This window comes from Bacillus sp. z26 (assembly GCF_058313635.1).
Map to the genome: position 1 here is coordinate 865155 of NZ_JBZFQM010000001.1, position 20531 is coordinate 885685.

Here is a 20531-nt window from a genome sequence, read left to right on the forward strand (position 1 = left end):
AGGAACCTCATTATGACTTTTGGCTAAATTCTTCTATCATATATGGGCGTATAGCCGCTAAGAAATACAAGGAACCTGTGACCATCACCATGTCACCTTCTTCCATTCTAACTAGTATCCTGTTCAGCCCCTCTCTCCAATCCTTTTGTATAGTTTTATCTGGATGCCGGCTATTCTGGAAGAGCTCCTCAGCCTTATTCATTCGTTCCAAAGGCATTTCCGTAAAGGTAATACTGGCAGCCCTTTGTCCAATCAAATGAATCATCTGCTTATAATCTTTATCCTTTAAGGCTGCAAATAAAATATGTACATTACGTTTTGGATAGCGATCTTCAATAGTAGAAAGTAAGGCCTCTATACCTGATACATTATGTGCGCCGTCTAAAATGATAAGAGGTTCGTTTGATACGATCTCAAAACGCCCTTTCCATTTGGCGGAAGACAGCCCTTTCCTGATGCTCTCCTCTTGAACAGGAAAGCCATACGTCTCACTTAGCACCAATGAACTAATGACAGCAAGCATCGCATTCTCAACTTGATGGCTCCCAAGCATACCAATGCGCAGATTTTCCAACAGGTGCCCCTTCCATTCCGCCGTAAAAACTTCCTCATCCATTGGCTGCAAATAATTTAACACTTTAAAATCTTTTTCAGAAGCATATAAGACAGCATTCATTTTTTCTGCCTTTTTTACTATAGGGTCAAGGGCTTCTTCATTTTTGACACCTGTAATAACTGAGATACCTTTCTTGATAATTCCTGCTTTTTCTGTTGCAATTTCACCTAATGAATTCCCCAAAATATTCGTATGCTCTAAAGAGATACTGGTTATTATCGCTATAAGCGGTTCAATCACATTAGTGGAATCAAGCCGCCCACCTAGACCGGTTTCAATAATCAGGATGTCTGGCTGCTCATTTCTAAAATGCAAAAAAGCTAATAGCGTGGTTACTTCAAAAGCAGTCAGATAATCTCCATTTTCCTCCGCTTCATTTAAAATGGGAATAATGGAATTCATTAATTCTACTAATTCATTATCCGTGATCATTTCTTCATCAATCATGATTTGTTCATTTAACTTTTCAAGATAGGGAGATGTAAAAGTACCGACCCGGTAGCCCTCTGAATTCAAGATATGTTTCAGATAGGTAAGCGTGGAGCCTTTTCCATTGGAGCCTGCAATATGTATACATGGTATACTTCGCTCAGGATTCGATAGCTTACACAAGACCTTTTCCATTCGGTCCAGTCCAAAATTCATTCCGAGTTTTGCTGTACGACTTGCTAGAAATTCTTCTGCCTGTTGATAATTTCGTATCATTTTTTTCACTCCCACACTGTTTGTCCCGTATGAATTAGTATGACATGATTTAACAAAAACACCCTGTTCAATTGCATCGAACAGGGTGCAGTCTAATTTTTAAGCCAATTCTTCTAAATCTTTCAGACGAGCTTGTACAGCTTCCTGTTTTTCAACATAGTCTGCCAGTTTAGCTCTTTCTTCTTCTATAACCTTTTCAGGTGCTTTTTTCATAAAACCTTCATTGGAAAGCTTTTTCTCAATTCGTTCAACTTCTTTTTTCCATTTATCAAGTTCTTTTTGAAGACGTTTTTGTTCTTCTTCAATATTTAATAGACCTTGCAACGGAAGAATTAATTCAACACCGGTAACGATAGCTGTCATTGCTTTATCATCGACTGGAATATCTGTACCAATTGTTAATTCTTCAGGGTTACAGAAGCGTTCAATATAGCTGCTGTTCTTTTCTAAAACAGCCTGTGTTTCTGCATCTTTAGCTTTCAAAGAAAGCTTGATTTTTTTGCTCAGCGGAGTATTTACTTCAGCACGGATGTTACGAACCGTGCGAATGATTTCTACAAGCAATTTCATTTCATCAGAAGCTTTTTCATCCGTTAAGTCCGGATTTACTACAGGCCATGATGCTGTTGTAATTGACTCGCCCTCATGAGGAAGGTTCTGCCAAATTTCTTCTGTAATGAATGGCATAAACGGATGCAATAATCTCATGGTTTGATCCAATACGTATGCAAGAATAGAACGTGTTGTAAGCTTAGCAGCTTCGTCTTCTCCATAAAGAGGGAGCTTCGCCATTTCAATATACCAATCACAGAAATCATCCCAAATGAAGTTGTATAATGCACGGCCAACTTCACCGAATTCGTATTTATCAGCCAATCTTGTTACGGTTTCAATCGTTTCGTTTAATCGTGTTAAAATCCATTTATCAGCGACAGATTTTTCGCCCGTTAAATCAATCTCTTCATATTTAAGGCCATTCATATTCATTAGACAGAAACGTGAAGCATTCCATATCTTATTGGCAAAATTCCAAACGGATTCTACTTTTTCATAGCTAAAACGCAAGTCCTGTCCAGGTGAGCTTCCAGTTGTTAAGAAATATCTTAGAGAGTCTGCACCATATTTCTCAATAACCTCCATTGGATCTACACCATTGCCAAGTGATTTACTCATTTTCTTGCCATGCTCATCGCGAACAAGGCCATGTATCAATACATCTTTAAATGGACGCTCTCCAGTGAATTCAATTCCCTGGAAGATCATTCTTGATACCCAGAAGAAAATAATATCGTATCCAGTCACAAGAGCTGCTGTTGGATAATAACGTTTAAAGTCCTCTGAATCTGTATCAGGCCATCCCATTGTCGAAAACGGCCATAATGCAGAACTGAACCATGTATCCAATACATCTGTATCCTGCGTCCAGTTTTCAATATCTGCTGGATCTTCCATGCCTACGTATACTTCACCAGTTTCTTTATGGTACCATGCCGGAATACGGTGGCCCCACCAAAGCTGTCTGGAAATACACCAGTCATGGATATTATCCATCCAGTTCAGATATGTTTTTTCAAAACGTTCCGGTACGAATTCTACTTTACCTTCCGTATTTTGTAATTCAATTGCTCGCTCTGCCAAAGGCCCCATTTTTACAAACCATTGTGTGGATAGGTAAGGTTCGACAACGGCACCGCTTCTTTCAGAGTGTCCAACCTGATGGATATGCTCTTCAATTTTGAACAATACTCCCTGATCCTGAAGATCTTTTACTATTTGCTTACGGCAATCGAAACGGTCCATACCTTTATATTTACCAGCCTTCGCGTTCATCGTTCCGTCTTCATTCATAACTAGAATTCGTTCAAGATTGTGACGATTACCAACCTCGAAGTCATTAGGATCATGTGCTGGTGTGATTTTTACAACACCGGAACCAAAATCCATCTCTACGTAATCATCACCAACAATCGGAATTTCTCTTCCTACGATTGGCAGGATAACTGTTTTTCCAATCAAGTGCTTGTAACGGTCATCTTCTGGATGAACGGCAACAGCTGTATCGCCAAGCATCGTTTCCGGACGAGTCGTTGCCACTTCAATATGTCCACTGCCATCAGCAAGAGGATAGCGCATATGATAAAAAGCACCTTTAACTTCTTTATGAATCACTTCAATATCAGATATTGCAGTTTTTGTGCTTGGATCCCAGTTAATAATATATTCACCGCGGTAAATGAGCCCTTTTTCATAAAGTTTAACGAAAACTTCACGTACAGCCTTTGATAGACCTTCATCAAGAGTAAAACGTTCACGTGAATAATCCAGACCCAAACCAATTTTTGCCCATTGTTCACGGATATGAGAAGCATATTCTTCTTTCCATTTCCATGTTTCGTCAACGAATTTTTCACGTCCTAAATCATAACGAGAAATTCCTTGATTGCGCAGTTTCTCTTCTACTTTTGCCTGGGTTGCAATTCCTGCATGATCCATGCCTGGCAGCCATAAAACGTCATACCCCTGCATTCTTTTCATTCTTGTCAAAATATCCTGAAGCGCTGTATCCCACGCATGGCCCAAATGAAGTTTACCCGTTACATTTGGAGGAGGAATTACAATCGTATACGGTTCTTTTTGTTTATCTTGTCCCGCTTCAAAGAATTTTCCCTGTAACCACCAATCGTATCTTCCTTTTTCGATTGACTGCGGATCGTATTTGGTCGGCATTCCAATATCCGTTTGTTGCTCCATATTTCATTCTCCTTTTTATTCATACTTTGGTGAAAATCCCAATAAAAAAACCGTTTCATCCTCTATAAAAAAGGACGAAACGGTATGTCTCGCGGTACCACCTTTGTTCCAACACAAATAAATAATGCGTCGGCACTTCATTTCTTTAACGGCTCTTCACCGGTTATCCGCTACTGGTTGACATGTTCACGGAAACAGCTCCTGGGCGACCTTCTGCGATGACAGATACTGAAGGAATCTTACAGCCGGTGGATTCCTCTCTCTTACAGTCTTCATCACATACTCTTCCCATTCAAAGCTTTTAGAAGATATTCTCATTTCACTTAAGCGGAAATCATTTTTAATACTGTTATCATACATAAGTATGCATCTACTCGTCAATCATTGTTGACGATTTTTTTATTTTTTATTCAATCCATTTAATCAGGCAGAATTTCATTAAATCTTTGAATCAATTGAATTTATTCCCAATGGACAGTCACCCGTCTGGGCAATATTTTATACCCTATCATAAAGGGGGAATACGCATGCGGAAAAAGGTACAATATAATATGCCTCCGTGGATTCGTAATACAAGAAATACGATACAGCAATTCTCTATACCATTTGCTGTCTTTCAAGGTATCCGGACATTCTTTTTTCCAACTACTTTCGATTTACTCCTGTTGTTTTTACTGATTGGTCTTGCCTTAGCTTTCCATTTTGATATTTTGTAATTTATTTAAATCTGTTGACTTTTGACCAGGTGAGTTCTACCTGGTTTTATTTGATACAGTCCTATCTATTGCTTTAGTTAATTGATAGTCTGAAATTTTTTCTCCAACTTCCTCATATTAATTAAGTTTCATCCTTCGCCTTTTTGCTTTCTTCTATTTGCTCCATCCTCATGATAATATATTCAATATTTTTCAATAACCAGTACTGCCTTTGGAATTTTCGGCAAAATTGTAACTCATCCTGTTTATCTTTTTTTCTCAAATATTGTTCAGCCATCTTGATACAATTGGCCGGATAAGCCAAGTAGGATAAAAATAATCGCATTTCTCCTTCCTTGAAAGGGAAATACTTCAGATAGAGATAAATCCACTCCACAATTTCTTCTCCCTGGATCGGGTAAGTTTTTAACTGTTTGACGACGAAAGGCAATAAGTCAAAATAAGGAGGAGCTGTTTTAGTCTGTTCAAAATTGATAAAATGTCCATATCCATTTTCGCTATATAAGAAGTGGTGAATCGAGATGTTTCCATGCGTTACAACACTGCGGACTTTTTCTTCTTCCTTTGTGACTTCAAACCACTCCTTAAGTTTATTTAAGGAATACGTCAGGGCCTGAGATAAGTCATAAAAGCACAGACAAAACAATTGCTCAAAAGGAGACATATACCATTTCTTTTCAATGGATACTACCATTTCACGGATGAATTCCTTTTGTTCCTCCCACTTTTTAACCGTTTTTTCAAAATGTTCTTCCCTTTCCTCTATAGTTGTATTGATATCCTTGACAGATATCGTATGCATTCTTGCCAGTTCCCTGAACATTTGCTGATGACGTTCTGTCCGTTCCTCTATAAGTTCATCCGGCAGCCAAGGCATAAGATAACTGATTTTATCTCGGGTTAACACAGCATATCTGCCATCTATTGCAGGAAAGATCGGAACAATTCGGTTATAACCGTTTTGATAAAGGGTCTGCACATTTTTGATAAAATCTAATCCTCTGGTTGCCGGGATGGTTTTAATCGCAAATATGCCATTATTCGTATATACTTTCTTCACTTTTCCAAAATCCTCGTAAAATTCAAGTTCCAATTGATAATTTTTTAGAAATTCAGCTATCCATTCCTGCTCTTTTCTTAACATTCCTGTGGCACCCTTTCTGCTTGTGCCTTTTTGGATATCCATCTACTCCAACACGACTATACTGATTGTCTAAAAAATCCGCGCCATATATTTCCCCTCTTTATAAAATGGGAACTGCACATCAGTCCTATATTATAAATTTCTAATAAAAAAGCAGAGCCATGAATGCTGCGCTCTGCTGTTAACTGAACCTATTATTTATAAGAAGCAGCAGCTTCAGGGATATAAATTACCTGACCAGCTCTAAGATCGGTTAATTCTATACCATTTACTCTCGCGATATGCTGAACGCTCGTTTTATATCGGTTTGCAAGAACTTCGATACTGTCTCCGCTCTGAACAATGCATACTCTTACTTTTGTTCGCTGGGTCTCTTCCTGCTGTGTAAACAAATCATATAGGAGTGATTTGGATTCACTTTCAGTTTGCTCTGCGTCCCCATTTTCATTTTCTCTTTTTTTCTTTTCTGTAGAGTATTCGTTTGAGCGATACTGTTTCTCTGCATACTTATGGAATGCCTGCTTTTCTTTCTTTTCATGTACCTGGGATTCATCTGTATCTTCTTCTATAGATGATTCCGTTTGATCCGGCAGTTCATCTACTTGGGAGTGCAGATGTTGCACTTTGTTTTTTACAGGACTTTCCTCATTATCGAATTGAATATTAGATGATGATACTTCGTCTAATTTTGGAGGTCCTTCATCAAATGTACGATCACTTGGAATTGAAAATGATTGCTTGGAATTTTCATGTTCCGTTTGGTTATCTGATTGTTCCGGTTCATACGCAAAAGGAGTATATTCCTTTTCCTCTGATTCATCATCTGACAGAACCTCGTCATCTGCTTGTTGTTGATTAACTTGAGGCGTTAGCTTCGATTCAACATAGAAAAGGTTATCTTGTTCAACATAAATATCGGAAGGCGGTGTAAAAGGAGTATAAGTATCAAAAAAATCAACAGGCGGATCAACCTGATTATTCGACTCCTGATTATCTTCTGCGATATCTTCAGCTTGGTTTAAACGGTATAAAGGCACTTCCTCCTGTTCGTCCTCTTGCTCATAATGAACATCTGATTGAATCGCAATCTCCTCTGCAGACTCTTCCACCTCATCAGCCGCTTTATTCCATAAATGAGGATGATGATCTTCCTCGTATTGCTGTGGTTCTTTTGGATAATGAGATGTTTCCACTCTTCCCTCTACCTCTGCCGCTCGCTGCTGATCATCAGGAAGATCCTCATAAACGCCACCAATCCACAAATCTGCTGCAATCTGCAGATATCCCTTTTCCGGCAACCTATAATCAAATGTATGAACACCCACATTAAGATCATCCATATCCCGGACTCTTTCTGCAGGAATCGTAATATCTACTGGAAATTGCTGATGGAATTCAAATAATTCGTGCTCCCCTTGTTCAATAACAGAAACATAACGCCGAAACGGATCATCCGCTCCATCTTTTTGTTCTTTTGTTCCAACCGGTTTATACTCCCCCATTAAATCCAGAGTACCCTTAAGAATGATATACTGTTCTGCCTGATGAGCTGAAACATTTGGTTCAAGTGATATGGAATAGAGTTCTTCAACTTCCTGTCCTCTTTGAAACCACACATTCTCTTCTAATGAAAGCCGCAATAACGATGCATTTTCCTCAGACACACGTTTTCCTCCTTCCAGCCCTTTTCATCTAAATGCCATTATCAACCTATGCTAAAGTTCCTGAAAATATGTTCCATCCTAAGCATATGCCTGTAAAAATAAACCCCCAGAGTTTTCACTCTGAGGGATTTCACTAACCATTTTATTTGTAACGCTTATTAGGAGATTAGCTCCAGTAAAAACTCGGGATGATTCAACTAATGCCTGGCAGCTATAAAAAAATCCCATCGAGCAAAGTATCACTTTATCGTTTAATGGCTTTAAAGGCTTTTTGAGCAGCCTGTATGGTTTTCTGAATGTCTTCATCGCTGTGTTCAACTGAGAGAAAGATTCCTTCAAATTGAGAAGGCGGCAAGAAGACGCCATTTTCCGCCATTTCTTTATAATAATCCGCAAAAAATTGTAGATCTGATTGTTTCGCAGACTCATAATCTGTGACCTGCCCATCCGTGAAAAAGAAGCCAATCATGGAGCCTGCACGGTTACAGGTCAATGGTACATGATACGTTTCAGCTGCTTCTTTAAAACCTGCCTCTAAGATGTCTGCTTTTTTAATAAACTCTTTATACGTATCCTCAGTTAGCTGTATTAATGTTTCATAGCCTGCTGTCATCGCAATTGGGTTACCTGATAATGTTCCAGCTTGGTAGATAGACCCACTTGGTGCAATTTGACTCATAATTTCTTTTTTACCGCCAAATGCCCCTACCGGAAGTCCACCACCAATTACTTTTCCAAGACAAGTTAAATCTGGAGTTATATCAAAATGACCTTGCGCACACTGATAATCAACACGGAAACCAGTCATAACTTCATCAAAAACTAATAAAGAACCATGAGCCTCCGTAATATCCCTTAATCCCTGCAAGAAACCTGGCAGTGGAGGTACCACTCCCATATTGCCTGCAACTGGCTCAACAATAACGGCTGCGATATCTTCACCAAATTGTTCGAAAGCAAGTTCTACACTCTTAAGATCATTGTAAGGAACCGTAATCGTATTCCGCGCAATACCTTCCGGGACTCCCGGGCTGTCCGGCAAACCTAATGTAGCAACACCAGAACCTGCTTTGATAAGCAATGAATCTCCATGCCCATGATAACACCCTTCAAACTTAAGGATTTTATCGCGCCCTGTATACCCTCTTGCCAACCGAAGTGCACTCATAGTTGCTTCTGTTCCGGATGATACCATTCGTATCATTTCAATGGAAGGCACACGATCAATAACAAGTTGTGCTAATTTATTCTCCATAAGGGTTGGAGCACCAAAGCTTGTTCCAGTTTCAGCAACCTTTTTTATCGCCTCCACAACCCGATCGTTTGCATGGCCAAGAATTAACGGTCCCCAAGAAAGAACATAGTCTATATATTCATTGCCATCGATATCATAGATTTTAGACCCTTTCCCCTTTTCCATAAAAATCGGATCCATATTCACTGATTTAAATGCACGAACCGGACTGTTTACACCGCCTGGTAATAAATTTAAAGATTCTTGGAATGCTTTCTTAGAATTTTCATATGAACGCATATATTGCAATCTCCTTTATAGATGGAATTAATTTTCTTTCAACCATTTAGCTGCATCTTTTGCAAAGTAGGTAATAATTAAATCTACACCGGCACGCTTCATGCCTACCAGCATTTCCATCACGATCGCTTTTTCATCGATCCAGCCATTTGCACCTGCGGCCTTAACCATGGAATATTCACCACTTACATTATAAGCTACAAGAGGTAGGTTAACTGTATTCTTCACATCACGAATGATATCAAGGAATGCCAGAGCCGGTTTCACAATTAGGAAATCTGCTCCTTCCATTGCATCAGATTCAGCTTCGCGCAACGCTTCAAGGCGATTGGCATAATCCATTTGATAGGATTTTCTGTCCCCAAATTGCGGTGCACTATTGGCAGCATCACGGAAAGGACCATAAAAAGCGGATGAATATTTAACAGCATAGGACATGATCGGAATATGCGGATAACCTGATTCATCAAGCCCCTGGCGAATGGCCGCTACGAATCCATCCATCATATTGGAAGGGGCAATAATATCTGCTCCTGCTTCAGCCTGGCTGACAGCTGTTTTTACAAGAAGTTCGAGACTTTCATCATTCAGTACTTCTCCGTTTTCAACCATTCCACAGTGCCCATGACTTGTATATTCACATAAGCAAGTATCAGCAACAACCAGGATTTCAGGATAGTGTTCTTTAACAAAGCGAATACCTTTTTGGACAATACCATGAGTGTGAAAAGCACCTGTACCGCATTCATCCTTATGATCTTCATCGGGCACTCCAAAGAGAATGACAGATTTGATGCCAAGTGAAGCCACTTCATCCATTTCCTCTTTTAAACGATCCATAGAAAATTGAAAGATTCCCGGCATAGAAGCAATCGGGTTCTTTTCATTTGTTCCTTCTGTAATAAAAATCGGATAAATAAAATCTTCTACATGTAAATGAGTTTCACGTACAAGCGCTCTCATAGATGCATTTCTTCTTAATCTTCTGTGTCGATCAAATTCAATATTGGCCATTTTAGGACCCTCCTCCATTACGAATAATACTGTGCTAATTCTTTCATCATATCTTCCACGGTATATTGCTTGGGGCATAGTGTAACAGCAATACCAAGCTCTTCAGCTCTTTTCCTTGTAACCGGACCGATGGCAACTGTCACTTTATCTGTCAAGCAGGCAAACAAATTATGTTTTTTCACTATTTTCATAAAATTATTTACAGTCGAAGGACTGGTAAATAAAAGAATATCAATCTTTTTATTCGTAAGTGAATCTACTAAAGCTTGTTCACTTGCAGTGGGCAGACGGTTAGAATAAACAATGGACTCTTCTGTGTGTATACCCGCAGCTGTCAGTCCATTAAATAAATAATCTCTCGACAAGTCACCCTTTATAATAAGGACGGATTCCCTCTTGTCCACGACTTCCATAAATGACGGTAAAAAAGATTCAGCCACGTACTTTGGTGGAATAAAAGATGGTTGCAAACCGTGCATCTGCAGTGCTGCACTCGTTTTCTTCCCAATCGCCGCTATTTTAGGAATTACTTGATCATGTCCCATTTCGTTCATCATATCACAAAATAGATCGACACCCGGCTTGCTTGTAAAAACGAGCCAATCAAAGGATGTGATCCTATTCAACTTTTCCTTAGCTATCTTAAGCAGATTTGCTTCAGGCTTTTGAAATGAAATAAGAGGTACCTTAATTGGTACCCCTCCATGCTCAGCAATCATGGTACACAATTGTTCGGCCTGCGATTCTTCTCTCGTAACTAGTACGCACTTATTCCGAAGAAACATGGAATGCTCCATTTAGCTTTCCATCTCCTCTTTAACCTTTTCGATTAATGCCTTCGCTCCTTGCTCAATCAAACGATTGGCAGCGGTCGCGCCTAAAGACTCAGCGTCACTACCGGAAACTTTTTCTCGATAAATGGTATTCCCGTCAGGCGATCCAACAAGGGCCTGGAAATGTAAAGTTCCTGTTTCATCTTTAAATGCAAACCCTGCAATGGGAACCTGACAGCCACCCTCCATTTTATTCAGGAAGACTCGTTCTGCTGTGACAGCTTCTTTTGTATCCTGACAAGTCAATTTAGCTAGTTCCTTCAATAATTCATGATCATCCGCTCTGCATTCGATTGCCAGTGCACCTTGACCCACTGCTGGAATACACGTATCTTCATCCAGAAAATCACTGACGATATCTTTCTTCCAGCCTAATCTTGAAAGGCCAGCTGCCGCGAGGACGATAGCATCATAATCTTCGTCCTTTAATTTTTGTATACGTGTATCTACATTTCCTCTAATCCATTTAATGGTTAAGTCCGGGCGTTTAGCCAATAATTGAGCACTTCTTCTTAAGCTGCTTGTCCCAACAATCGCACCTTCAGGCAATTCAGCGAGCGTAAGATTATTTTTCGAAATGAGTACATCACGATGATCCTCACGCACAGGAATACAACCAATCGTTAGCCCTTCCGGAAGCTCTGCAGGCATATCTTTCATGCTATGGATAGCCATATCAATTTCACCATCAAGCATGGCTTGTTCAATTTCTTTTACAAAAAGACCTTTTCCTCCCACTTTTGAGAGAGTCACGTCTAATATTTTGTCACCCTTTGTCACGATTTCTTTCAATTCGAATTCAAACGGTAATCCAAGATTTTTCAGCTGATCAATGACCCAATTAGATTGTGTCAATGCCAATTTGCTTCTACGTGAACCAATAATAATTTTTCTCATGATTTACCCTCCATCAATAGACATGAAATGCGGATATACTGCCGAAAAAGAAGAAATTCACTAGCACGAACAAGAATGAACCAATATTCCAATAAGCGAGTGATTTCCCATAAATCCGATTGTTAACTTTAAGATATAAATAGATTCCATATATGATTAGGCAGGCAAATGAGCCAAGAATTTTACTATCATACCAATTAATATCCGAAACTATTATATAGGCCCATTCAAGACCCAGTATTAATGATAATAATAACATTGGAACACCGATTGCTACCAATATATAAGACAGCTGTTCCAGTTTAGCCAGATCTCCCAGCCTGTTCAGCCTTTTCCCCCATTTCTTTCGCTTTAACAAATCATACTGTATTAAATATAAAATAGAAAAGACAAAGGAAAGAGCAAACGCCGCGTAAGATAAAATGGCAACTGTAATATGAATCATGGATAGCTCAGATAACAACTTTGTTTGCGCTTCTGCTGTAGAATAGGCCTCTAATGTTGAGAATATATGAATAACCATTAGCCCAAACCCTATCACGTTTGTAAAAAACATAAAAAAATCTGTCCGCAATATCCGGTTTAGGATAAGTGAGAAGGTAATCAATATCCACACGTAAAAATATAAACCTTCAAATAGGGTCAGAACCGGGAATCTTCCTACTTCAAACATATATAGAAATAAAAAAATTGTTTGCATGAACCAAACAATCGAAAGAAACCAGAAGGCTGCCTTATGAGCCTTCCGATTATTTTGTAAAAAATCTATGAAATAGAATAAGACACTAAGTCCATATAATATAATTGTAATTTCTTGCAATCTATTTAAATTGATATCAATCATATATCCCATCCTTGCTTATTATGGATGTGACACCATTTTTAAGACAGGTCTATTTTGCTGCAATGATTCTTTAGATTGGAATGGCACTATCGCCTTCTCTTCCTGCTCTTGTACATGCTCTTCTATTTTAAAAATTGAAACAAATGCCTGTAAGGCAGCCTCCGGATTGCCCATATCTGCAATATCTTTTGCATAATGAATTGGGTCTTTAAGCATCTGATTGATTATACTCTTCGTATGTTTATTAATGACCTTCCATTCTCTTTCACTTAGGCCAGGTAATTTACGTTGCATGCTTTCCATTGTTTCGGACTGAATATCCAATGCTTTCTCGCGTAATGCAGAAATAACAGGCACAACACCAAGCATTTTAATCCATTGATTGAATTCAACAAGCTCACTTTCAATCATAATCATAATTTGTTCAGCTGCTTCTTTTCTTTCTGCCAGGTTTGCCTGAACAATACCCTCTAAATCATCTATATCATAAAGAAAGACGCTGTCAAGTTCCATCAATTTAGGATCTAAATCACGCGGAACAGCAATATCAACCATGAAAATTGGTCGCCCTTTTCTCAAAATATTGATATTTTCCATCATTTCTTTTGTAATCACATATTCCTTAGATCCAGTCGAACTGATTACAATATCTGCATCAAGCAGGGAACATTGCAGTTCCTCAAGCATTTTTGCCTGACCTGAGAATCTTGATGCTAATTTTTCAGCTTTTTCTAAAGTTCTGTTAATTACCGTCACTTGATTGGCACCACTGCCATATAAGTTTTCAATAGCAAGCTGACCCATTTTCCCTGCACCGACAATCAAAATCTTCTTATCCTGAAGCGAACCAAATATTTTTTTGCCGAGCTCAACCGCCGCATAGCTGATTGATACCGCATTTTTATTTATTTCCGTTTCAGAATGAGCTTTTTTGGCAAGAGTAATTACTCGTTTAAACAGGTTGTTAAACAATACACCAATAGTATTTTCTTCCTGTGCCTGCTGGTAGCTTTTCTTCACCTGTCCAAGAATTTGAGTTTCTCCCATTACCATTGAATTCAATCCACAAGCGACCTGAAATAGATGGTTAACTGCCCCATCCTGTTCGTAAATATATAAATAGGAAGATAGTTCATTTTGATCGATTGAGAACCACTCTGCTAAAAATTCTTTCATATAATATCTGCCGGTATGCAGTTGATCTACTACCGCATATACTTCCGTCCGATTACATGTAGAAATAATGATATTCTCTAAAATGCTTTTTTTGTTACTTAATACTTTCATTGCTTCCGGCAACTGTTCTAGTTCAAAGCTGACTTTCTCACGGATTTCAACAGGAGCGGTTTTATAATTAAGACCAACAACAATTATATGCATTTCCCCTGCCACACCCCCATCTGAGCATATTCTTTTGCAAGTATATCATTGGCACACATGTAATCTTTTCCATAAAATGTGAACATTTTCGTAACTCTTTATCAATTATTCATTTAATTGAGAAATTTTAAGAAATAAAAAAACCTGATATAATCAATGTATAATAAATTAAATATTAATTACCAAATAGTTTCTCATGCAGTAGTATGTGTAAATTAAATCACTAATTGTACATTATCAAAGATTAGAATAATTATCAATAATAATAAACCGGGAGATTACAAATGAAAGAATATCGTTATTTTTCAAGTATTATTTTAATTGGCTTTGGTCTTTTCTATTTTTTAAAGTCCATTAACTATTCTCTTTTATCACCTTATTATTCATGGGGATCTCTTTGCATTATTATCGGTATTGCTTTTCTTGCCGAAAGCAAGTTTGGCAGTCAATCTGACTTTATATTACCGGGGATCTTATTCACTGGATTTGGCTTACACCAGTACATAACAGTACGGCTGGAATACTGGCCAGCTGAGCATACCGTCCTGTTTTTATTGATTAGTTTTGGGTTTTTATTGATTTCTTTAAAGAAAGGGATTGGAAAGAGTTCTGGCATCTTATTTCTTGCTATTGCCATCATCTTTATTTTTCACGAGAAAATACTGACCACACTCGGTCTGGTCCGCTATATAGATTTCTTTAATCATTATTGGCCCGTTTTCCTGATGCTCCTTGGCGGATTCGTACTATTTAAAAAGAAGAAAAAATAAAAGCAGACAGCACGGCAGCCCTAACCATAGTGGTCAGGGTTGCTGCACTAAGCTACCTGCCTTTCTTTTTATAGAAATCTCCAGTCTATTAACAAATGCCAGTTACAATTAACTACATTTGGATTATATTATGCTTTATTTTAAGAGGAGGTGTTAGAGGTTGAAGACAAACACATTTTTCATTCAATTTGCCATCAGCATACTTCTTATTTTCGGAGGAATGTTTACTATCCGTTATTTTAAAACAGGTGAGCTTTTGGTGGACCAAATAGGTATAACCGCCGGTCTACTCATTTTAATCGCTTCCCTCATATGGAGAATTAAATCCAAACAATCTACATAGTAGTTGTATGTCAGATTTTCACATACAATCCATCCTTAAAAAATTCCTGATTTTTAGAATTCTACTTCATTTGTTCGCTCTCTCATCCTCAGATCACTCATCACTTTCTTTTTTATAAATTCTTTAGATATAAGAATGAATTAAGCTGTCTATACATATTAAAAGAGCTGCATAACTAACATGCAGCTCTCTTTTCGCATCATTTTTATATTCGCGCCTGTATCGCATTCCAGGCTGTATCTTTTCCAAGGCCCGTTTCTGAAGAGAACAAAATCACTTCATCTTCTTTAACCATATTGAGTGTTTCTTTCACGACTTTCAGATGCTTTTGCCATTTACCTTTTGGAATTTTATCCGCTTTTGTTGCGATAATGATACAAGGAATCTCATAATGTTTAAGAAAATCATACATCATCACATCATCCACAGATGGTTTATGACGCAGATCAATGATTAAAAGCATCGCACGTAAAGTCTCCCGTGACGTGATATATGTTTCTATCATCCTTCCCCAGGCTTCACGTTCAGATTTAGGTACTTTCGCATATCCATAACCCGGAACATCGACGAAAAATAATTGTTCATTAAGCTTATAAAAGTTCAATGTTTGTGTTTTACCTGGTTTAGATGATGTACGAGCCAACCCTTTCCGATTGAGCATTTTATTTATAAAAGAAGATTTTCCTACATTTGAACGCCCAGCAAGTGCAAATTCCGGAAATCCATCCTTTGGATATTGCTCCGGTTTAACAGCACTCATCACAATCTCTGCTTGAGTAATTTTCAACTTTCTCCACCTACCAATGCATGTTGCAGCACTTCATCAAGTTGTGATACAAATACGAATTCTAATTCTTCACGAACACTTTCCGGAATATCATCAATATCTCTCTCATTATCAATCGGACAAATGATTTTCTTCAATCCTGCCCGATGAGCACTCAATGATTTTTCCTTTAATCCACCAATCGGCAATACGCGGCCACGCAATGTTATTTCACCAGTCATCCCTACTTCCTTACGAATTGCTTTACCCGTAAGCGCTGAAATCAAGGCAGTAGCTATTGTAATACCTGCAGATGGACCATCTTTTGGGACAGCTCCTTCAGGAACATGAATATGAATATCATATTTCTCATAGAAATCCTTGTCAATGCCAAATTCTTCAGCCTTAGAGCGTACATAGCTAAATGCCGCCTGTGCTGATTCCTTCATGACATCGCCAAGCTTGCCCGTTAACTCAAGTTTGCCCTTACCTGGAGATAAAGAAACTTCAATTTGAAGTGTATCTCCACCAAATGTCGTATAGGCAAGTCCAGTTGCTACTCCAACCTGGTCTTCACGCTCTGCTTCTCCATATCGGAAATATGGCTTCCCAAGGAATTCAATTACAACTTTTTCATTGACAATTACTTTCTTTTTTTCACCTGATACAATAATCTTAGCTACTTTACGGCAAACAGCTGCCAGTTGTCTTTCCAACGTACGAACTCCAGCTTCTCTCGTATATTGCCTAATGATTTTGATGAGTGCTTCCTCTTTCATTTGGAGCTGGCTTTTTGTTAACCCATGGGCTTTAATTTGTTTAATCAACAGATGATCTTTAGCAATATGGAGTTTTTCAATTTCGGTATAACCGGAAAGATTAATAATCTCCATACGATCACGCAAAGGTGCTGGAATCGTTGATAAATCATTGGCTGTTGCAATAAACATCACATTGGATAAATCATAGGTTTCCTCAATATAGTGATCGCTGAACGTATGATTTTGCTCAGGGTCAAGTACTTCCAGCATAGCTGAAGAAGGATCTCCACGAAAATCATTGGACATCTTATCAATCTCATCCAATAAGAAAACTGGATTAATGGTTCCCGCTTTTTTCATCCCTTGAATAATACGTCCAGGCATAGCACCTACATATGTACGGCGATGTCCGCGGATTTCTGATTCATCCCGGACTCCTCCAAGTGAAACACGGACAAAATTTCGATTCAGAGATTTGGCAATGGATTTTGCCAAACTTGTTTTACCTACCCCAGGCGGTCCTGCCAAGCATAGAATTGGTCCTTTTAATGAATTAGTCAGCTTCTGAACAGCTAAATATTCAAGCACACGCTCTTTAACCTTTTCAAGACCATAATGATCTTTATCCAGAATGTTTTCAGCTTTTTTGATATTCAGGTCATCTTTTGTTTTATTAGACCATGGAATTACAACCAGCCATTCAATATAATTACGGATTACTGCACTCTCAGCAGAGGTCGCCGGAATTTTTTCATAACGATCCAGTTCCTTAAGAGCCGTCTCCATGACATGGGCAGGCATGCCTGATTCCTTAATCTTCTTAGCCAATTCGGCAATTTCAGCAGCCTTTCCTTCTTTATCACCCAGTTCTTTCTGAATTGCTTTCATTTGTTCACGTAGATAATATTCCTTTTGGGTGCGTTCCATTGACTTTTTAACCCGAAGACCAATCTTCTTCTCGAGATTCAAAACTTCTTTTTCATTATTGATTAAACTAATCACTTTGTTTAATCTTTCTTTTACATCAATCGTCTCGAGTATTTCTTGCTTGTCTTTTAATTTAATCGGCAAGTGGGAAGTTACGATATCAGCCAGTCTGCCCGGCTCTTCTATATCTTCAGTTGAATTATATGTTTCGGTTGTAACCTTTTTTGAGATTTTTATGTACTGTTCAAAGTAATTTAATAAAGTTCTCATTAAAGCTTCTGTTTCTGGATCTTTATCTATTGTATCCTCTATCATTTCCAGCTTCGCAGTGAGGAAATCACTATCATCCTCATAGGAAACCATTTTTGCTCTTGATAAACCTTCTACCAAAACACGAATTGTTCCATTCGGGAGTTTAAGCATTTGTTTTACTTTGGTGAGTGTACCCATTTCATACAAATCATCTTCACTAGGTTCATCTGTAGATGCTTCCTTTTGGGTTGTTAAAAATATCAAATGGTCATCTACCATCGCTTTCTCTAGCGCCTGAACAGATTTTTCCCTTCCAACATCCAGATGGAGAACCATCGTTGGGAAAACAAGCAATCCTCGAAGCGGTAGGAGGGGAACGTTTTTGTCCATAATGTTTGCCATTTGCTGCACCTCCAAGACATGCTAATATATGTATTGATCATAGTCTTTTACCAATTTTATCGTATTTACTTGTTTGTGTCTATTTGGGACGACAAACGAAACCTTGTTACTTTTCTTCCCTATTCCCAAGTGTACGTAACATCTTTTATATTAATTTTAAGATAACATTCTTTTCCTGAAAATATGCAATGTAGACGAAAAAAAGGCTCGCTCTATGCAAGCCTTTTAATATTGCTTCCTTAGCCACTTTCCCTTTCGGATCGTGGCCTATTTTCGATAATAGTATCAATGGCAGTTGTACGATCAAATACTTGTTGAAATACTTCCTTTAGGTGCTTAACTGGTTTAATTTCAATGTTTTCAATTTGGTCTAGAAGAGCTTGTTTATTTTCTTCAGGTATTAGAACCACATCAGCCCCTGCTAATTTAGCTGCCGTCACTTTCGTAAACACACCGCCCACTGGTTTAACCTTCCCGTGAATACTAAGTTCTCCTGTCATCGCCACATTATTCTTTACCGGTATTTGATAAATAGCCGAGTAAATCCCAACGGCCATTGCGACACCTGCCGAGGGACCATCAATCGGTATCCCACCTGGAAAATTAACATGGATATCATATTTATCAGCTGGGACGCCAATTGTTCGTAGGACTGTCACGACATTTTCAATGGAACCCTTCGCCATACTTTTTCTTCTGATCGATTTACCAGCACTATTAATACTTTCTTCTTCTACAATACCTGTAATATTAACAGATCCTTTTTCTTCCGCATCAATAACCGTCACTTCAATTTCAAGTAGTACCCCTGTGCTTGGTCCAGTTACAGCAAGACCATTAACAACACCAATAGCAGATTCATTCGCAATAAATCTTTGATATCTTGGAGACATTTGGCTTGATTGAACAATCCACTCAATGTCTTCATCTTTAATATAATTTCTATTCTCTGTTATCGCTAAACCAGCAGCACTCTGAACCATATTCACAGCTTCTCGTCCATTGCCGGCAAAATTTCCTATAGTATTAAGCCCCCCCATACTGATATCTAAAGAAACACGTGTGGCAGCGTTCCTGGCAACCTGCTTCAATTCCTCTTGATTTAATTCACGAAAGAAAATCTCCAAGCATCTGGAGCGAATCGCGGGCGGAATTTCAGAAGGCGTTCTCGTTGTAGCACCGACAAGCCGAAAATCAGCAGGTAACCCATTTTGAAAAATTTCATGTATATGTTTAGGGATATTCGGATTCTCTTCATTATAATATGCACTTTCAAAATGAACTTTTCGATCTTCCAATACTTTCAATAATTTATTCATTTGTATATTGTGCAATTCTCCGATTTCATCAATAAATAAAATACCGCCATGTGCATTCGAGACTGCCCCCTGTTTAGGCTGGGGAATACCCGCCTGTCCCATCGCTCCAGCGCCTTGATAAATGGGATCATGAACAGAACCGATAAGTGGGTCAGCAATTCCTCTTTCATCGAACCTTGCTGTTGTAGCATCCAATTCAACAAACGTTGCAGTTTGCCTAAATGGGGATTTCAGGTTTGTTTTGGCTTCTTCCAATACCAGTCTCGCAGCAGCCGTTTTTCCAATTCCAGGCGGTCCATAAATTAATACATGCTGTGGGTTAGGACCACATAGTGCTGCTTTTAGTGCTTTAATCCCATTCTCTTGTCCAATAATATCTTCAAACCGTGCCGGTCTTACTTTTTCAGAAAGCGGTTCAGTCAATGAGATAGACTTCATCCGATGAAGCTGATCCATCTCCTTCTTCGCTTCCCTATCAATTGATACCTTCTGTACCCTTTGACCCTTCAACAAATTTAAAAAATACAATCCAATCACTATCCCAAAAAACAACTGGATAACGATAACCACACCCGTCCAACTCATATAAGAACCCTCCTGAAATCACTTCGTTGAGATACAAGCTAGTATCTCCCTAGAAAGGAAGGAATAAACATAAAAAAGCTGAGACGACTGGTCAGCTCCGACAAGCATAAGAGGAGGCGCGCAGGGAGGCGCTTTTTCCTCCCGTAGCGGCTACACTTATGTCTCGAGGAGCTAGGAGTCGAAGCTGGATTGACTAAAAAAGCTGAAACGGCTGACTAAGGAACGAAGACTAATTTCGCCACGTCGTGTGGCAACATCTTCATGACCTACAGGCCCGCGAGGAGCATAAGACAGGGGCTCGGAAGGAG

At 38.7% G+C, this 20531-nt stretch carries 16 protein-coding genes and 1 other annotated feature; of the genes, 3 read left to right on the top strand and 13 right to left on the bottom strand.

Going from position 1 to position 20531, the window contains the following annotated elements:
• Positions 1–10: 10 nt before the first annotated feature.
• Positions 11–1321 (bottom strand): bifunctional folylpolyglutamate synthase/dihydrofolate synthase, encoded by a 1311-nt coding sequence (locus AC4G3K_RS04105; RefSeq protein WP_491132546.1) that lies wholly within the window; start codon positions 1319–1321, stop codon positions 11–13.
• Between the two features lie 99 nt (positions 1322–1420).
• On the bottom strand, positions 1421–4072 hold the full coding sequence (locus AC4G3K_RS04110) for a valine--tRNA ligase (RefSeq protein ID WP_491132547.1): 2652 nt from the start codon (positions 4070–4072) through the stop codon (positions 1421–1423).
• A gap of 67 nt (positions 4073–4139) precedes the next feature.
• Positions 4140–4377 (bottom strand) — a binding site (T-box leader).
• A 222-nt stretch (positions 4378–4599) separates the two neighbouring features.
• On the opposite strand from AC4G3K_RS04110, the gene AC4G3K_RS04115 reads away from it, so the two are divergent.
• Positions 4600–4788 (top strand): YszA family small membrane protein, encoded by a 189-nt coding sequence (locus AC4G3K_RS04115; protein WP_491076016.1) that lies wholly within the window; start codon positions 4600–4602, stop codon positions 4786–4788.
• Positions 4789–4909: 121 nt separating this feature from the next.
• On the opposite strand, the gene ysxE is transcribed toward AC4G3K_RS04115, so the two are convergent.
• The 8 genes from ysxE to hemA form a co-directional block, all read right to left on the bottom strand.
• Positions 4910–5932, bottom strand: coding sequence for a spore coat protein YsxE (gene ysxE, locus AC4G3K_RS04120; RefSeq protein WP_491076017.1), 1023 nt, complete (start codon positions 5930–5932; stop codon positions 4910–4912).
• A 194-nt stretch (positions 5933–6126) separates the two neighbouring features.
• A complete protein-coding gene (locus AC4G3K_RS04125; protein WP_491132548.1) occupies positions 6127–7596 on the bottom strand; it encodes a LysM peptidoglycan-binding domain-containing protein in 1470 nt (489 codons plus the stop codon).
• A gap of 244 nt (positions 7597–7840) precedes the next feature.
• Entirely contained in the window at positions 7841–9130 is a 1290-nt protein-coding gene (gene hemL / locus AC4G3K_RS04130) for a glutamate-1-semialdehyde 2,1-aminomutase (RefSeq protein WP_491076019.1), read from the bottom strand.
• A gap of 27 nt (positions 9131–9157) precedes the next feature.
• Positions 9158–10144: a porphobilinogen synthase gene (hemB, locus tag AC4G3K_RS04135; protein ID WP_491076020.1), complete on the bottom strand. Its 987-nt coding sequence runs from the start codon at positions 10142–10144 to the stop codon at positions 9158–9160.
• Positions 10145–10161: 17 nt separating this feature from the next.
• Entirely contained in the window at positions 10162–10941 is a 780-nt protein-coding gene (locus tag AC4G3K_RS04140) for a uroporphyrinogen-III synthase (protein ID WP_491076021.1), read from the bottom strand.
• Positions 10942–11874: a hydroxymethylbilane synthase gene (gene hemC, locus AC4G3K_RS04145; protein ID WP_491076022.1), complete on the bottom strand. Its 933-nt coding sequence runs from the start codon at positions 11872–11874 to the stop codon at positions 10942–10944.
• 13 nt (positions 11875–11887) lie between these two features.
• On the bottom strand, positions 11888–12718 hold the full coding sequence (locus tag AC4G3K_RS04150; RefSeq protein ID WP_491076023.1) for a cytochrome C assembly family protein: 831 nt from the start codon (positions 12716–12718) through the stop codon (positions 11888–11890).
• 18 nt (positions 12719–12736) lie between these two features.
• Entirely contained in the window at positions 12737–14098 is a 1362-nt protein-coding gene (gene hemA / locus AC4G3K_RS04155; RefSeq protein WP_491076024.1) for a glutamyl-tRNA reductase, read from the bottom strand.
• 284 nt (positions 14099–14382) lie between these two features.
• On the opposite strand from hemA, the gene AC4G3K_RS04160 reads away from it, so the two are divergent.
• Positions 14383–14868, top strand: coding sequence for a hypothetical protein (locus AC4G3K_RS04160; protein ID WP_491076025.1), 486 nt, complete (start codon positions 14383–14385; stop codon positions 14866–14868).
• Between the two features lie 160 nt (positions 14869–15028).
• Positions 15029–15211: a hypothetical protein gene (locus AC4G3K_RS04165; RefSeq protein ID WP_491132549.1), complete on the top strand. Its 183-nt coding sequence runs from the start codon at positions 15029–15031 to the stop codon at positions 15209–15211.
• Positions 15212–15416: 205 nt separating this feature from the next.
• On the opposite strand, the gene yihA is transcribed toward AC4G3K_RS04165, so the two are convergent.
• The 3 genes from yihA to lonB form a co-directional block, all read right to left on the bottom strand.
• Positions 15417–15998 carry a ribosome biogenesis GTP-binding protein YihA/YsxC gene (gene yihA / locus AC4G3K_RS04170; protein ID WP_491076027.1) on the bottom strand — a complete coding sequence of 194 codons (582 nt, stop codon included), beginning with the start codon at positions 15996–15998 and terminating at the stop codon, positions 15417–15419.
• The gene (gene lon / locus AC4G3K_RS04175) at positions 15995–18319 is read right to left on the bottom strand and encodes an endopeptidase La (RefSeq protein ID WP_491132550.1); all 2325 of its coding nucleotides are present in this window, start codon (positions 18317–18319) and stop codon (positions 15995–15997) included. The genes yihA and lon overlap by 4 nt, the downstream gene beginning before the upstream one ends.
• Before the next feature lie 239 nt (positions 18320–18558).
• On the bottom strand, positions 18559–20223 hold the full coding sequence (gene lonB / locus AC4G3K_RS04180; protein WP_491132551.1) for an ATP-dependent protease LonB: 1665 nt from the start codon (positions 20221–20223) through the stop codon (positions 18559–18561).
• Positions 20224–20531: the final 308 nt, after the last annotated feature.

Bases quoted from the DNA above. Each gene is read 5' to 3' on its own strand.
- AC4G3K_RS04150 (WP_491076023.1), bottom strand. From the start codon at position 12,718: ATGATTGATATCAATTTAAATAGATTGCAAGAAATTACAATTATATTA.
- lon (WP_491132550.1), bottom strand. From the start codon at position 18,319: ATGGCAAACATTATGGACAAAAACGTTCCCCTCCTACCGCTTCGAGGA.
- AC4G3K_RS04160 (WP_491076025.1), top strand. From the start codon at position 14,383: ATGAAAGAATATCGTTATTTTTCAAGTATTATTTTAATTGGCTTTGGT.
- hemC (WP_491076022.1), bottom strand. From the start codon at position 11,874: ATGAGAAAAATTATTATTGGTTCACGTAGAAGCAAATTGGCATTGACA.
- hemL (WP_491076019.1), bottom strand. From the start codon at position 9,130: ATGCGTTCATATGAAAATTCTAAGAAAGCATTCCAAGAATCTTTAAAT.
- hemB (WP_491076020.1), bottom strand. From the start codon at position 10,144: ATGGCCAATATTGAATTTGATCGACACAGAAGATTAAGAAGAAATGCA.
- ysxE (WP_491076017.1), bottom strand. From the start codon at position 5,932: ATGTTAAGAAAAGAGCAGGAATGGATAGCTGAATTTCTAAAAAATTAT.
- AC4G3K_RS04110 (WP_491132547.1), bottom strand. From the start codon at position 4,072: ATGGAGCAACAAACGGATATTGGAATGCCGACCAAATACGATCCGCAG.
- AC4G3K_RS04140 (WP_491076021.1), bottom strand. From the start codon at position 10,941: ATGGAGCATTCCATGTTTCTTCGGAATAAGTGCGTACTAGTTACGAGA.
- AC4G3K_RS04115 (WP_491076016.1), top strand. From the start codon at position 4,600: ATGCGGAAAAAGGTACAATATAATATGCCTCCGTGGATTCGTAATACA.
- lonB (WP_491132551.1), bottom strand. From the start codon at position 20,223: ATGAGTTGGACGGGTGTGGTTATCGTTATCCAGTTGTTTTTTGGGATA.
- hemA (WP_491076024.1), bottom strand. From the start codon at position 14,098: ATGCATATAATTGTTGTTGGTCTTAATTATAAAACCGCTCCTGTTGAA.
- AC4G3K_RS04105 (WP_491132546.1), bottom strand. From the start codon at position 1,321: ATGATACGAAATTATCAACAGGCAGAAGAATTTCTAGCAAGTCGTACA.